Annotated in this window: 12 protein-coding genes; 3 read left to right on the top strand and 9 right to left on the bottom strand. The window is 56.8% G+C overall.

The genetic code is table 11. The features are described from left to right. Positions 1-10: 10 nt before the first annotated feature. The 6 genes from RBB82_RS05930 to RBB82_RS05905 all read right to left on the bottom strand — a co-directional run bounded on the left by RBB82_RS05930 (position 11) and on the right by RBB82_RS05905 (position 6,116). On the bottom strand, positions 11-1,417 hold the full coding sequence (locus RBB82_RS05930; RefSeq protein WP_433974189.1) for a PP2C family protein-serine/threonine phosphatase: 1,407 nt from the start codon (positions 1,415-1,417) through the stop codon (positions 11-13). A 54-nt stretch (positions 1,418-1,471) separates the two neighbouring features. Next, positions 1,472-2,236: a nuclear transport factor 2 family protein gene (locus RBB82_RS05925; RefSeq protein ID WP_433974188.1), complete on the bottom strand. Its 765-nt coding sequence runs from the start codon at positions 2,234-2,236 to the stop codon at positions 1,472-1,474. A gap of 61 nt (positions 2,237-2,297) precedes the next feature. Further along, a complete protein-coding gene (locus tag RBB82_RS05920; protein WP_433974187.1) occupies positions 2,298-2,561 on the bottom strand; it encodes an acyl carrier protein in 264 nt (87 codons plus the stop codon). Between the two features lie 80 nt (positions 2,562-2,641). Beyond that, positions 2,642-3,787 (bottom strand): NAD(P)/FAD-dependent oxidoreductase, encoded by a 1,146-nt coding sequence (locus RBB82_RS05915; RefSeq protein ID WP_433974186.1) that lies wholly within the window; start codon positions 3,785-3,787, stop codon positions 2,642-2,644. A 204-nt stretch (positions 3,788-3,991) separates the two neighbouring features. Then, positions 3,992-5,068, bottom strand: coding sequence for a type III polyketide synthase (locus RBB82_RS05910; RefSeq protein WP_433974185.1), 1,077 nt, complete (start codon positions 5,066-5,068; stop codon positions 3,992-3,994). 172 nt (positions 5,069-5,240) lie between these two features. Beyond that, complete coding sequence (locus RBB82_RS05905; RefSeq protein ID WP_433974184.1) at positions 5,241-6,116, bottom strand: hypothetical protein; 876 nt, start codon at positions 6,114-6,116, stop codon at positions 5,241-5,243. Between the two features lie 452 nt (positions 6,117-6,568). On the opposite strand from RBB82_RS05905, the gene RBB82_RS05900 reads away from it, so the two are divergent. Beyond that, positions 6,569-7,252 carry a PEP-CTERM sorting domain-containing protein gene (locus tag RBB82_RS05900; protein WP_433974183.1) on the top strand — a complete coding sequence of 228 codons (684 nt, stop codon included), beginning with the start codon at positions 6,569-6,571 and terminating at the stop codon, positions 7,250-7,252. Between the two features lie 97 nt (positions 7,253-7,349). Here the strand turns inward: RBB82_RS05900 and RBB82_RS05895 are convergent, their stop codons facing one another. Then, positions 7,350-8,321: an SDR family oxidoreductase gene (locus RBB82_RS05895; protein WP_433974182.1), complete on the bottom strand. Its 972-nt coding sequence runs from the start codon at positions 8,319-8,321 to the stop codon at positions 7,350-7,352. Positions 8,322-8,525: 204 nt separating this feature from the next. Here RBB82_RS05895 and RBB82_RS05890 point away from each other — a divergent pair, with 204 nt between their 5' ends. Further along, the gene (locus tag RBB82_RS05890; protein WP_433974181.1) at positions 8,526-9,893 is read left to right on the top strand and encodes a nucleotide sugar dehydrogenase; all 1,368 of its coding nucleotides are present in this window, start codon (positions 8,526-8,528) and stop codon (positions 9,891-9,893) included. Positions 9,894-9,951: 58 nt separating this feature from the next. On the opposite strand, the gene RBB82_RS05885 is transcribed toward RBB82_RS05890, so the two are convergent. Continuing rightward, positions 9,952-10,863, bottom strand: a complete 912-nt coding sequence (locus tag RBB82_RS05885) for a hypothetical protein (protein WP_433974180.1) — start codon at positions 10,861-10,863, stop codon at positions 9,952-9,954. A 358-nt stretch (positions 10,864-11,221) separates the two neighbouring features. Here RBB82_RS05885 and RBB82_RS05880 point away from each other — a divergent pair, with 358 nt between their 5' ends. Further along, a complete protein-coding gene (locus RBB82_RS05880; RefSeq protein WP_433974179.1) occupies positions 11,222-12,118 on the top strand; it encodes a glycosyltransferase family A protein in 897 nt (298 codons plus the stop codon). A 9-nt stretch (positions 12,119-12,127) separates the two neighbouring features. On the opposite strand, the gene RBB82_RS05875 is transcribed toward RBB82_RS05880, so the two are convergent. Continuing rightward, positions 12,128-13,009 carry an FkbM family methyltransferase gene (locus RBB82_RS05875; protein WP_433974178.1) on the bottom strand — a complete coding sequence of 294 codons (882 nt, stop codon included), beginning with the start codon at positions 13,007-13,009 and terminating at the stop codon, positions 12,128-12,130. Between the last annotated feature and the right edge of the window lie 38 nt (positions 13,010-13,047).

Below are 13,047 nucleotides of genomic sequence, written 5' to 3'. Positions count from 1 at the left end.
CGGTCATGCGTTACGCGATTGTTCTTGCTAAGGAGTAGTCGCAGATGAGGACGGTGAGATCGTCGTTTTGCGATTTGGACCAGGCTTGCAGTGAGGAGATGATTTGGTCGACAGCCTCTTCGGCGTGAAGGCGGGCGCCATCTTTGAGCAGCGCGCAGAGACGGGTTGATCCGAACTCTTCGCCTTGTGCGTTGGCGGCTTCGAGGATGCCGTCGGTGTATAGGACAAGACGATCGCCGGGTTCGAGCGGGTAGACGGCGGTTGCGTAGGTGGCGAAAGAAAATGCAGCGAGCATGAGGCCGTTCTCGATGAGTTCGACGACTTTTCCTGCGCGCAGCAAGAGCATGGGAGGATGCGCTGCCGCGGAGTATCGCAGGGTGGAGGATTCGGCGTCGAGGTAGACGTAGGCGGCGGTGACGAACTGCTCCTGCGTGTTGCCGCAGAGGATGGTGTTCATGCCGGAGAGGAGGGTTGCGGGGTCGGCTGCGTTTTCGCGCTGGGAGGTTGCGGCGAGTTTGACCATGGAGGCGATGAGAGCGGCAGGAATGCCGTGGCCGGAGACGTCGGCGATGAGTAAACCTGCCTGCTTCGGATCGGTTACGAGGAAGTCGTAGAAGTCTCCGGCTACTGACGTCATGGGGACGTAGCGGGCGGCGACGTGGAAGTGAGCGGATTGTGGATAGGCGGACGGGAGAATCGCGGTCTGGATACGCTGCGCGATCTCGAGTTCTTTCTGGAGGTCGCTGAACTGCTGATCGCGAGCCTGACTGCGCTTTGCGGCTACGTAGCCGAGAGTTCCGAGGAAGAATGCGAAGGCAAGCGGCTCCTTTTGTGGATAGTGTCCGAAGGCTCCGGCGATGTTGTCGAAGAGAGCGAATGCGACGAAGACGAAGATGCCCATGCGGACGATGGCGTAGTCGCGGTCTACTTCTTTTCGCGTGATGGATTGAATGATTAGCGCGATCAAAGTGAGGATGACAAGGACGTTGTTGATTTGCTGAAAAGAGTGCCTGGGGCCGAACCAAAACGCTCCGACAAAGAGACAGAGGAAGGGAATCGAGATGATCGGGGCGATTCTGCGGCCTGAGATACGTGGCAGAAATCCTGCGGCTTCGAAGTAAAAGAATGCTGGGATTGGCACGATGTATCGGACCGCCGCGCGGAGGCTGTCGAAGAAGATAGAAGGCGGGATCATCAAGGCCAACAGGCCGAGATCGAGCCACATGCGCTGACCGTACAGGATGGCGAAGATGCCAAGCCAGAGAAGCATGGAGTTGAACTTGCGTCCGAGAAAGGCAAGTGCGACCGATGTCAGTCCGAACGTGGTGAATGCAGCGCCGAGGAAGAGATATAGCTCGTCGTGGTGAAAGGTCCGTAGGACCTGACTGGCTGTCAGTTGAGGGTCGCCTACGTACATGGAGCGAATGATACACGGGCTCGTTGTTGCGGGACTACGCTCGGTTGCCGGGGGCTAGAACTTGCCGTTGGGGTTCTTCCACTCGGAGGAGGGTGGGATGGTTTCGAGGGTGTCCCAGTGTTCGGCGATCTTGCCGTTGTGGATGCGATAGAGGTCGTAGTAGGCGGTGAGCTTGTCGCCGTAGGTGCCCTCGGAGACGACGAGGACGAAGTTCCCTTCGCCGAGGATCTTGTGGACACGCTCGTAGCGGACGGCCTTGCCTCGCTTGGCTAGATCCTGCAGGCCGTTGATGAGGCCGGTGAGATTGTCGGCGATACAGGGATTGTGTTGGATGTAGTTGATGCCATCAAAATAGTCGGGGAACTTATCTCTGCGACCGGCGAGGAGGTCGTCCATGTAGGTCTGCATGAGAGCTTTGTTGGATTCGGTTTTGTCGAGGTCGATCGCTACTGTGTGGCCGTCGGTCATGGTGTGGCCGCCTGGGCTGGGGGCGCTGGGGGTCTGCTGGAGGTTGTCCCAGTGCTCGACGGCCTTGCCGTCTTCGAAGCGGAAGATGTCGAAGCCGATTTTGGGACCGAAGAAGTTGTACTCGGTGTGGAGGAAGACGTAGTCGCCATCCTGGAAGGCGCGAACGGTGTTGACCCTGGCGGAGTTTTTGGGGAGGGCTTGAAAGACGGCGGCGAGGCCGGCCACACCATCGGCTATTGCGAGGTTGTGCTGCGTGTAGCTGTTGGGGTTGATGTATGCGGCAGACTTTCTATCGCCGGTTTCGATACTCTTCAAAAGCTCGATGGCTTGCTGTTTGTAGCTTTTCGGCACAAGGTTCTCCTGATCAGCGAAAACAGACCCAATGCTTACAGTGAGTAGCCTGCGGCAGCCGTTAGGGAGTTGTAATTGTGGCAGACGGGACGGCTGTGCGCAGTTTCGTGACGCCTTCGATCATGTCGCCGACCGTGCGGAGTGTACTGAGCGCTTCGTCGGGGATTTCGATGTTAAATGCCTCTTCGACCTCGAAGGAGATGTTGATCTTGTCGAGGGAGTCGATGTTGAGCTCATCGAAGGTGCTGGCCAGAGTGATCGTGCTGGCAGGGATACCCTTCGATTTGGCGATGATGTCGATACAGCGGTCAGCGATGTCGTTCATGGTTAATTCAACTTCCTCGAGTCTCCTCAACTTACAGCGATGCGAGTACCGCTGTAAAGATAGCAGATGGGCTGGCGATGCTAGCTAGTAAGCATCTGGAGACCCGCAGCGAGGAGGCCGTCGGTGCCGAAGACACGAAGAGGGGATTGACGAATGTGTATTTGAAGGAGTTGCTGGAAGAGGAGAGGGCGGCGCTCGAAGGCGCGGAAGAGCTGGTTGCGAAGGCGAGGAGAGCGATCCAACAGAAGAAGCGCGCGGGACATGAGGCTCGGGAGACGCTGGATGTGCCGGTGAGTTTGCTGGTAGAGGGTGAGGTCGTCATTCCTGAGTGCGGTTGCGAGAGCCGCGGCCTGGCGGAAGCAGAGAGCAAGGCCTTCGCCGGTGATGGCGTCGACGGAACCGGAGGCGTCGCCGATGAGGGCGATGTTTTCGGTCGCGACTGTGTGGAGTGTGCGGCCCAGGGTGATGGATCCTCGCGCAGCACCACTGAGCGGAGTGTTGGCAAGACGATGCTGCAGGATTGGGAATTGGCTAAGAGCTTCTGCTGGGGTAGAGGATCTCTGGTTTGCGACATAAGCGACGCAGACCTCGTTGGATGAAGTTGGGGTGACGTAGGCCTGGCCATGGTCGCTCCAGTAGATCTCGACGAAGTTGGTCCATGGAGCGATCGCGTAGTGCTGGCTGAGGCCGATGCGGCGAGAGTGGGTAGTGGCGGCGTTGAGGCCGGCTGCTGCGGAGACGCGGGATTGGTGGCCGTCCGCGCCGATGAGGTAGCGAGTGGTGAGTGTCTGGCGGTTGGTGCGGATGAGAGGGCCCTGGCGGCTTAACTCGATCGCTCGAACTGCGTTCTCCCAATGGAAACGGACGCCCAGACTTTCGGCCTGATCGACGAGGAGTTCGTGCAGAACGGTGCGACGAATGCCTCGGCCAGAGTTTAAAGGGAATGCAGCTTCGGCGATGTTCTTGTCATTGAGGAAGCGGATCCCGCGCAGAGGATAGCTCTCGATGTGGAGGAGATCTCTGAGATCGAAGCCGAGGGCGGCGAGGGATTCGAGGGAGGCGGGCAAGAGGCCTTCGCCGCAGGCTTTGTCGATGGGCGGCTTTCTGGCGTCGATGACTTCGACCTGAATACCTTGATTGGCGGCGGCGATGGCGGAGGCCAGGCCTGCTGGGCCTGCACCAACGATGAGGACATCCGGTTGCGACGTGAATCTGCTCAGTGACATGGAAAAAGCGGCGGCCTCTGAAGATAGGATGTTGCTGGAATCGGGAGACCGGAGTGGTTTACAAGCAAATGACGAAATTCGGACGAGAGAATTACGCAGGTGTTTCGATTCGGGAGGGATTGGACATGAGTAGCAAGGAAGACGGCTGAATCCTGAGTGGATGCAGCCGTGTGGGGTTTTGAAGATGGCGCTTTGGGTGGTTGCTTACCACTGAAGGAGAACGAGCTCCGAACAGAAGGCAGGACCCATTGCGGCGAGGATGCTGTAGGTGCCGGGTTTGCCGGGAGCGTTGACGAGAACGTCTTCGAGGACGGCGAGGACGGAGGCGGCGGATAGATTGCCAACCTCGCGGAGGCTGCGCCAAGAGGCTTCGAGGGCGTTCTCTGGGAGGTTGAGAGTGGTTTCCATTGCTTCGAGGACCTTGGGCCCGCCGGAGTGGAAGATGTAGCTCGAGATGTCATCGAGGGTTAGACCGTTGTCGGTGAGAAAGGACTCAACGTTGCCTCTGAGATGTTCGTTGACGACCTTCGGAACATCGGGGGAGAGGACGATCTTGAAGCCCATGTCGCCGATGTCCCAGCCCATGATGTGTTGGGTGTGTCTATAGAATGTCGAGCGCGTGTCGAGGATCTTTGGGCCGGAGATGCAGGTGGCGCAGGTGCGCTTGGCGAGGGCTGTTTCAGCTCCAGCGATAACGACTGCAGCAGCGCCGTCGCCGAAGAGTCCGCAGGAGATGAGATTGGCGATGGACTGATCGTTGTCCTGCCAGGTGAGGGAGCAGAGCTCGACGGAGAGGAGCAGAGCGTATTGGTTGGGGAAGGCGCGGACGTAGTCGGAGGCGCGAGAGATGCCAGCCGCTCCAGCGACGCAGCCGAGACCGAAGATCGGAGTGCGCTTGACGTTGGTTGGGAATGGCATGAGATTGATGAGGCGCGCGTCGATGGTGGGGCTGGCGATGCCGGTGACCGAGGCGAAGAAGATCGCGGAGATGTCAGCGGGCGTGAGGCCGACGCGGGAGAGCGCGGCGTCGATGGCCTTTTCGCCGAGTTCGACGGCGGCGACGATCCAGGCGTCGTTGGTGGGGCCGAAGCCGGAGAGGTTCTCGTAGACGTCGAGGGGGAAGACGAGATTGCGGAAGTCAACACCGCAGTTGACGAAGAGCCGGTTGATGAGGCGAGGTTCTTCCATTCTGTCTTGCCAGCGGGCCGTGAGTGCTTCTGAGATTTGCGCCTGGGAGTAGCGATGAGGAGGATAGGCCGTGCCGACGGATGCAATACGCATGCTTATGAGAACCCTTTATGAATACGAATTGAATTTAACTGCGGATTTGGTGTCTGTGAATCGTAAAAAAGTTGCACGCCGGGAGACTCTGAGCGGTGTGAGGATTGGACGATGGGTTAAAGGTACACGCTGAGGGCGTTCCAGTGTTGAATTTCGATGAATGGAGGCTCAGTTAGTGAAGGCGGGCGATCTGGCGCTGATAGAGGGTGTTTTGGGGAAACTCGTTCGACAGGCCGATGAGGATGTCTTTGCCTGACTGAGTTCGTCCGTCGCGGAGCTCTCCAACGGCGAGCATGAGGCGGGCGAAGGGGGCAAGATAGTGCCCCTTCTCGGAGGTGAGCTTGAGGAGGCGGACCCCTTCGGCCTTGTTCGTGCCGGCGCCGGTCATGCCAAGGATCCAGCGGATGGGCGCGGCTTTGAGGCTTAGCATATAGTTCTCGATGCCAACGGCAAGATTGGCGTCGTAGAGGTTGGGATCGATGGCGAGGGCCTGCTTGGCGTACTTGCTGGCAGTTTCGCTGAATTTGAAGGCACCGTACTCGTGGCGGTCGATGAGCGAGGCCCAGTCAGCCTGCATGCCGGAGGTGACGGCCAGACAGTAGAAGGCGTTGGCATCTTTGGGGTTGTGCTGGAGGGCGGCGTTGGCGAGGCGCTCGGACTGGGCGATTCGATCGGAGAAGCCCTGCTTGATGACGGGGTCTATGGCGGGGCGGGTGCGAGAGGTGAAACGGTTGTCGTCGGCGAAGAGTTCGATGTCGAGGACGCCGAGTAAGTCGAACTCGTTGAAGATAAAGGCGGCCGCGTCTGAGGCTGGGCCGAGGGGATCGTCGGGATGAGCGGTCATCCACTGCTGGAAATGCGCGTGGGCCGCTTTAAAATCCAGGTTGTAGAGGGCGTAGTAGCCGTCGTTGAGGGGAGTGCCGGAGAGTGGCGTGCTGGCGGCGAAGAGTGATGTCGCCAGGAGGAGAAGAAGTAGTCCGGAGAGCAGGGTCCACCGGGTTCGAGCCGGTGGCGGAGAGAGTAGAGCTGCCGGAAGAGTGACTTGCATTCTTATCTTTTACCTCAATGACCTGAAGATCGTGAATCGATTATGCATGTTGTCTAAAGAAGGCTTCAGGCTTGTCTCGAATCGTTTCTTTAAGGTGAGATGCCGAGACGCTGGGGTGAGAGTAGAAAAATAGGGCAATCGGTGCGCTTTTCTGCACATGTGTGCCCTTTAAGTGGCAAACTTTGTCACATTTCCCGAACCGGTGCGCAATGTTTTGCGGTTTTTCTGACGGCTATTTCTATAAGTCCTTGATATGTAAAGATTTCCATTTGGCTCCTGATTTGCGATAAGCAAGGTCACGAATGTTTGCTGTAGGTAATTATTTCCAGGTCGCCAAACCTCGACCCCGGAAGTCATTCGCGTACGAACTGTGGTTTCCCACAGTTACAGATTCGCAAATAGCTTTAGGGGGCCCGATGCTGTCTTGCTTCAAATTTTCTGCTTTGGGAGCGGTGTTACTTCTTTTCACCGCTTTTGCATCCGCCGACCCACTTACTCTTGGAAGTTGGGCTCAGAACGATGGCAATGGAGGCACCGATGGGGGACCGTTGGTTGTGATTGCTCCTCCGAGCTACGCGTATAACAACGGCTTGACGGACTATACCGCTCCTATCAATCCGCTGATTGGCACGCAGTATCTTCCTATTACGAACAATTCAGTCTGGAGTTTTCCAATTGGGAATTCGAGCTGGGTCTCGTATGCGCAGACCTCGCCGGAGTCGAATCCGTTTGTAGACACCCCGAATGGCAATTACTTTTTCACCAGCACGTTCAACATTGGAGCGACGTCGACTCCTGGTGATGCAAGTGGCTCTATCGCCGTGCTTGCCGATGATACGGTCGCAGTATTTTTGAACGGTCAACTGGTGAGTGTTCCCACCGCAACGTCGTATCCGCATTGTGCGGATTCGGGGGCTACCTGCACGGGCGATGGAACAGTGATCGCACTGCCCTCTGGGGACTTCGTCAGCGGTGTTAATACCCTTACCTTCCAGGTGGTTCAAGGGGGTGGTGCTGAGTTCGGCATCGACTACGCTGCGTCTATCTCAATGGTTCCGGAGCCAAACTCGTTGTTCCTTCTGGGCAGCGGCCTGATTGGGACTGCGAGTCTTTTGCTTCGCAAGATGCGCGCCTAACATGCATGCGGACGGATCGCAGGAGGCTGCTTGCGGCTCCCAACTGCGATCCATCTTTGAACTACTTTGCCGTCGGCTCTGCTGGCGGCGATTTTTTTTAACCTTTTAGGCCGACAGCTTCCTTCTTCAGCTTTTCTTCGAGGTACCAGGCTACGGTCTTGCGTAGACCCGCGTGGAAGTGGGCCCTGGGCTGGTAGCCGAGTTCGTTGCGGGCGCGATCGATGTCCGCGAGCGAGTGTTGGATGTCGCCCTCTCTCGGTGGGCCGTAGGTGGGTTTGTTGGGGAAGCCGAGTTGCTCTGCGATGGCGGCGTAGACCTCGTTGAGGGTATGGCTTTTGCCTGTGCCGACGTTGAAGACTCGGCCGGTCGCTACTTCGCTGGGAGCGAGGCAGGCGAGCAGATTGGCGCTGACGGCGTTGTCGATGAAGTTGAAGTCGCGGCTGGTGAGGCCGTCGCCGAAGATGGTGGGGGTTTCGCCTGCCATCATCTTAAAGGTGAACTGGGCGATGACGCCGGAGTAGGGTGAGTCGGCAGCCTGGCGGGGGCCGAAGATGTTGAAGTAGCGGAGACAGATGCCCTCGAGGCCATAGGCGCGGTAGAAGGACTGGATGTAGTACTCGCAGGTGAGCTTCTGGACGGCGTAGGGCGAGAGCGGGCGCGGGAGCATGTCTTCCTGCTTGGGCTGGGTGGGCTGGTCTCCGTAGGCCGAAGAGGATGCTGCATAGACGATGCGGCGAACCTTTGCATCGCGGGCTGCGATGAGGAGGTTGAGGGTGCCGTTAATGTTGGATTCATGTGAGGTGAGGGGGTCTTTGACGGAGCGAGGAACTGAAGCGAGAGCGCCTTGATGGAGGATGTAATCGACGCCTCCGCAGGCGGCTTTAATGCCGGGGACGTCTTGAAGATCCATCTGTTGGAAGGAGATCGCGTGACGGATGTCGGCGAGATTTTCGAGGTTTCCGGTGGAGAGATTGTCGATGCCGCTGACCTCGTGGCCTTGTTCGACGAGTGTATGGGCCAGGGATGAGCCGATGAAACCTGCGATTCCGGTGATGAGATAACGGGCCAATCTATCCTCCACCCAGGCGTAGTGCACTGGGGTGCGTGTGAAAATATGTCGTGCCGAACTGCCTTCCTCATTATCAAGCATCGTCGGGCGAGGCCAGTGAGAATCCGAGAAGATGGGCAAGTGTAAGTCTGGATCGGGAATTGGCCAGAGTCGATGCAACTTTTGTGCATCTGGCAGAGAAATCCGGATGCGATAATCGTGTCTATGTTGACATCAAGCCAAGTTGCTTTACCGAAGATTGCGCAGGAGCGCATGAACCGCCTGGAGGCCCGCACCGCTAAGATCGGCGTGATTGGGCTTGGGTATGTTGGGTTGCCGTTGTCTCTGCTTCTGTCCGAGGCGGGCTTCAAGGTGACTGGTTTCGATATTGATACCAAAAAGGTTACAAATCTTGAGGCGGGCCAGTCGTATATCTTCCGGATTCCTTCGGAGGAGATTCAGAGCGCGCGGAAGCTGGGCTTCAAGGCTACAACCGACTTCGCCGGTTTGTCGGATCAGGACGCTATTATTCTGTGCGTGCCTACGCCGCTGACGGAGCATCGCGAGCCGGACTTGAGCTTCGTTGAAAAGACTGCTGCTGCTGCTGCTCCGTGGCTTCGCGAGGGTCAGTTGGTGATTCTGGAGAGCACGACTTACCCGGGGACAACCGAAGAGCTGATGATTCCGATTCTTGAGGCGGGGAACAAGCACGGGTTGAAGGTGCAGAGCCCAGGTGCACCGGCAGAGCATGGTGTGTTTTATGTTGCCTTCTCTCCGGAGCGCGAGGACCCGGGCAACACGACTGTGGCTCGTCACAATATTCCGAAGGTGGTTGGTGGCCACGAAGAGATCGCTACGGAGCTGGCAGCGGTGTTGTATGAGGGAATCTTCACGCGCTCGGTTAGGGTGTCTTCGACGCGCGTGGCGGAGATGACGAAGCTGCTTGAGAATATCTATCGCTGCGTGAATATCGCGCTGGTCAATGAGTTGAAGCTGCTCGCGCTGCGTATGGGAGTGGATATCTGGGAGGTGATCGATGCGGCGTCGACGAAGCCGTTTGGGTTTCATCCGTTTTATCCCGGGCCGGGGTTGGGTGGACACTGCATTCCAATCGATCCGTTCTATTTGAGCTGGAAGGCGAAGGAGTACGACTTCAATACGCGCTTTATTGAGCTGGCTGGAGAGGTCAACGAGGGGATGCCTGCGCATGTGGTGCAGTACGTTGCGAAGGGCTTGAATCAGAACAAAAAAGCTGTCAATGGTTCGCGCATTTTGATGCTCGGGATGGCTTACAAGAAAGACATTGACGATCTGCGGGAGTCACCATCGCTGACCGTGATTGAACTTCTGCGGGAGCAGGGCGCTGAGGTTCTTTATAACGATCCTTACTTCCCCACGGTTGGCAGGGGCCGTCATTACAACCTGAATATGACGTGTACTCCGCTCGAAGAGCTGGGGCAGTATGACTGCGTTCTGATCATGACGGACCACTCCGACTATGACTACAAGGACATCGTTAACAAGTCGCGGCTAGTCGTGGATACGCGGAATGCGACGAAGGGAATCAAGTCGGATAAGATCGTTCGCTGCTGAAGCGTGGTCGAATCTGGTTCGACTGAGCAGGAAGAAGAGAGCCTTCTTCCTGCTTTTGTTATTTGGTTGTCAGTGTGGCGATGACGCTCTTTGCCCTTCTCATGTAGAGGCCGTTGGAGTAGCGATAGGGGCCGATGAAGTGAATGAAGGCCGCTTCGTTATAGGGGACGTCGAGATGCGCCCAGTGGGAGAGGTACTTCGGAGATGGCAGCGGCACAGCACCGTCAGAGTTTGCGATGAGCAGATTCGATGTCAGTTGCTCGCTGCCCCATTCATTCCATTGTTGCCCTGCGAGGCGCTGCATGAGTTCGGAGAACCACTCGACTTTTTTCCTGTCGATCGACCCTTTTGCGAAGCCGTTGAAGCCTGCGTTGCCGCGGACGTATTGAAGAGATGCGCTCTCTGGAAGCTTGTCGAAGGATCGCTCGCACACGGCCTGCACCATGGGGTGCAGGTTGGTTTTTGAGCGAAGGCATGCATCCGTCATGGATTCGATCTCGGGGAAAGATCTGTCGCCGAGAAGAGTGAAGCTGTGGTTCGCATCGATGCACTGCTGGACTTCTTGAATTGCGCTTGTGGTGAGGGTGTCGGAGTCGAGTTGCACGACGAAGGTATTATGAACGAGGTCGCTGATGAGGAGGAGACGCTCCCAGCAGCTGCCCTTGGGTGTTTTGGCGGGAGCAACGTCGGAGATGGGCACGATGGTTGCTTCCGGGATGTGAGTGCGGATGGTGGCGTGGTCGGCCTTTGTGAGCGTTCCGTCATTAAGGATCACAACCTGCGGATTGCGACCAAACTGACGGCAGAAGGACTTCGCAGCCAACAGGTACATGAGGACTTCGCCGTGACAGACCATGGAAACGAGCGTTATGGAGGGGTCGTTGGTGCGGATTGGAGGTGTGCTGAGGAGGGAGCGACAGTTGAAATCGAACCAGGCCCTTTGCAAGGTCCGCCGTGCGCGAAAAAACATACGTAATACCTCTCCCTAAGCCCCGTGCTTATTGTTTCGCGCTGGCGGTTGTTGGACAAGTGCTTTTCAAACGACGGTGAGCACGCGCCGTGGCACTTTTGTGGGACGCTCGATGATTCAGGTTACATCAGAGGCTATCGGACGAGAAGTTGCGAGGCATTTGTGTCGGGTGCGACGGGTGACTTCGGATGCGTGTGCCAAATCGGAATGGTTGCGCGATCAAATCGATATGCAATACCCCATCCGGCTCACTTCTTTCGATTCAGATGGACGGGCTCCGTGGGAGAATAGACTTGGAGCTGCCGATGCAGTTTGAGCCTGTGAGAAGGGGCTGTAGCTAGCGGGAGATTTGCAGGAGATGCCGAAAGTCGACGTTATTATTCCGACGTACAACACAGCGAACTATCTACCAATCGCAATTGAAAGCGTTATAGCGCAGACTTTTGATGATTGGAGAATTTTGCTGATCGACGACGGCAGCACGGATGACACCGCGAGCGTTGTTGCTCCTTATCTGGCTCAACTGGGCGACAGAATTAAATACATTCGCCAAGCAAATAGCGGAGTATCGGCGGCGCGGAATAACGGGCTTCGTAACGCATCTGCGGAGTTCATTGCGTTGTTGGATGCAGACGATGTGTGGCTGCCTTGTCGTCTGTCCGAATCGCTGAAGTGTTTTGAGGGGCGCCCCAAGGTGGGGCTGGCTTACGGGCTCATCTCGCGTATCGACGCGGATGGAGCGGTGATCGATACGTTTGCGGGAAACAAGAAGCATGCCGAGGGGTGTGTCGCTCGCTACATCTACATGCGGCGGATTCATCTGCCGACTTCTTCTATGACCTTTCGTAAGGAGTGCGTCGACAAGGTGGGTGGGTTCGATGAGAGTCTGCGGCAGACAGAGGATCGCGACCTGTGGCTTCGTATGGCATTTCACTACGAGGTGGCGTTTGCCCCTACTGTGATCTCACTTTATCGAACCGCAGGAGAGTCGCTGACGACCGATACGAACGGCATGTTGAGGGCGCAGCTTCAATTTATCGAGAAGCACTATGGCTCGCCTGGTTGCGGCATCGTGGCTCGGCGTGTGGCGCTGAGTTACATCTACCGGCAACGGGCCGAGGCTTTTGGAATTCGTAAACAGATGTGGGGCGCGGTGAAGAGTTCGCTGCGCGCTCTGGCGCTCAATCCATTGGATATCAGTAATGCTAGGACGGCGGGGTCGCTGCTCTTGCGCTCTGCAGGCATCTACCGGTAGCTCTGACGGCTACAATTTCGCTGCTAAGACGTGGTCGTGGAGCGGTTCGCTCGCCGTTTTGTTTGCGTTCGGGACCTGTGCGTCTGGGATCTGGAAGAGAAGCAGATTTTCGCCCTGAAGAATGACGTCGAGGTTGTTTTCTCCGAGCCGCTTGAAGACGTTTCTGCTGGTGCCTTGTCCGGGCATGAGCCAGTCGTGTAGTTCGATGATCATGACGGCGGTTTGAGCGAGCCATGGGGTCGGTTCCTGGAATACCTGCGCTTCGGCTCCTTCGATGTCCATCTTTACGAGAAAGAGACGGTTCTTTTCTTCGAGTTGGAGGACTTCGGGGATGGTATACGCGCGCAGTACGTTTGGTCGTTCGGCGCTATCAGAGATTGAGAGTTCGCGAAGTTGGAATGATGCGCTGCCGGAGAGAGGATTCTGAATCTCCAGATGGCACGGCTTGTTCCACACGCCGCCATTGAGGCAGATGACGTTTGGATAGGCTGCGGTGTTTTGTTGAAGAAGGTTGAAGTTGCTCTTGTCTGGTTCGATGCAGTAGAGAGTGGCTTCGGGGAAGCGAGAGGCGAACCACACCGCGGAGAGGCCGATGTGACCGCCGCAATCGACGATGATGGGCCGGTTGCCCTCGGAGAGAATCTTCTTGTAGGTATCACTGACTCGGCTTGCCTGGGGCAAGGAGTGGAAGTCGTTCTCCTTCATGATCATGATCTGCCAGAATATCGGCAGATCATGCCGGCGCAGTTGTATGGGCGATGGCAGATGTGGAAGCTGAAGTTGAATGGACGGGCCGGTTTGAAACAGCAGAGAGAACCACAGGCGGATGCCGTCTGTTATGCCAAATACTCGAATAAATTTGAGGAGCTGACGCAGCCGCGATGTTGGCATGACTTAGTATCCCTTACTTCTGAAACGCTCTGCAATGA

The sequence above is a fragment of the Tunturiibacter lichenicola genome (assembly GCF_051013355.1).
GTDB lineage: Bacteria > Acidobacteriota > Terriglobia > Terriglobales > Acidobacteriaceae > Edaphobacter > Edaphobacter lichenicola_F.
Note: the sequence above shows the minus strand (reverse complement) of the source record. Positions and strands in the feature narration are given on the sequence as shown.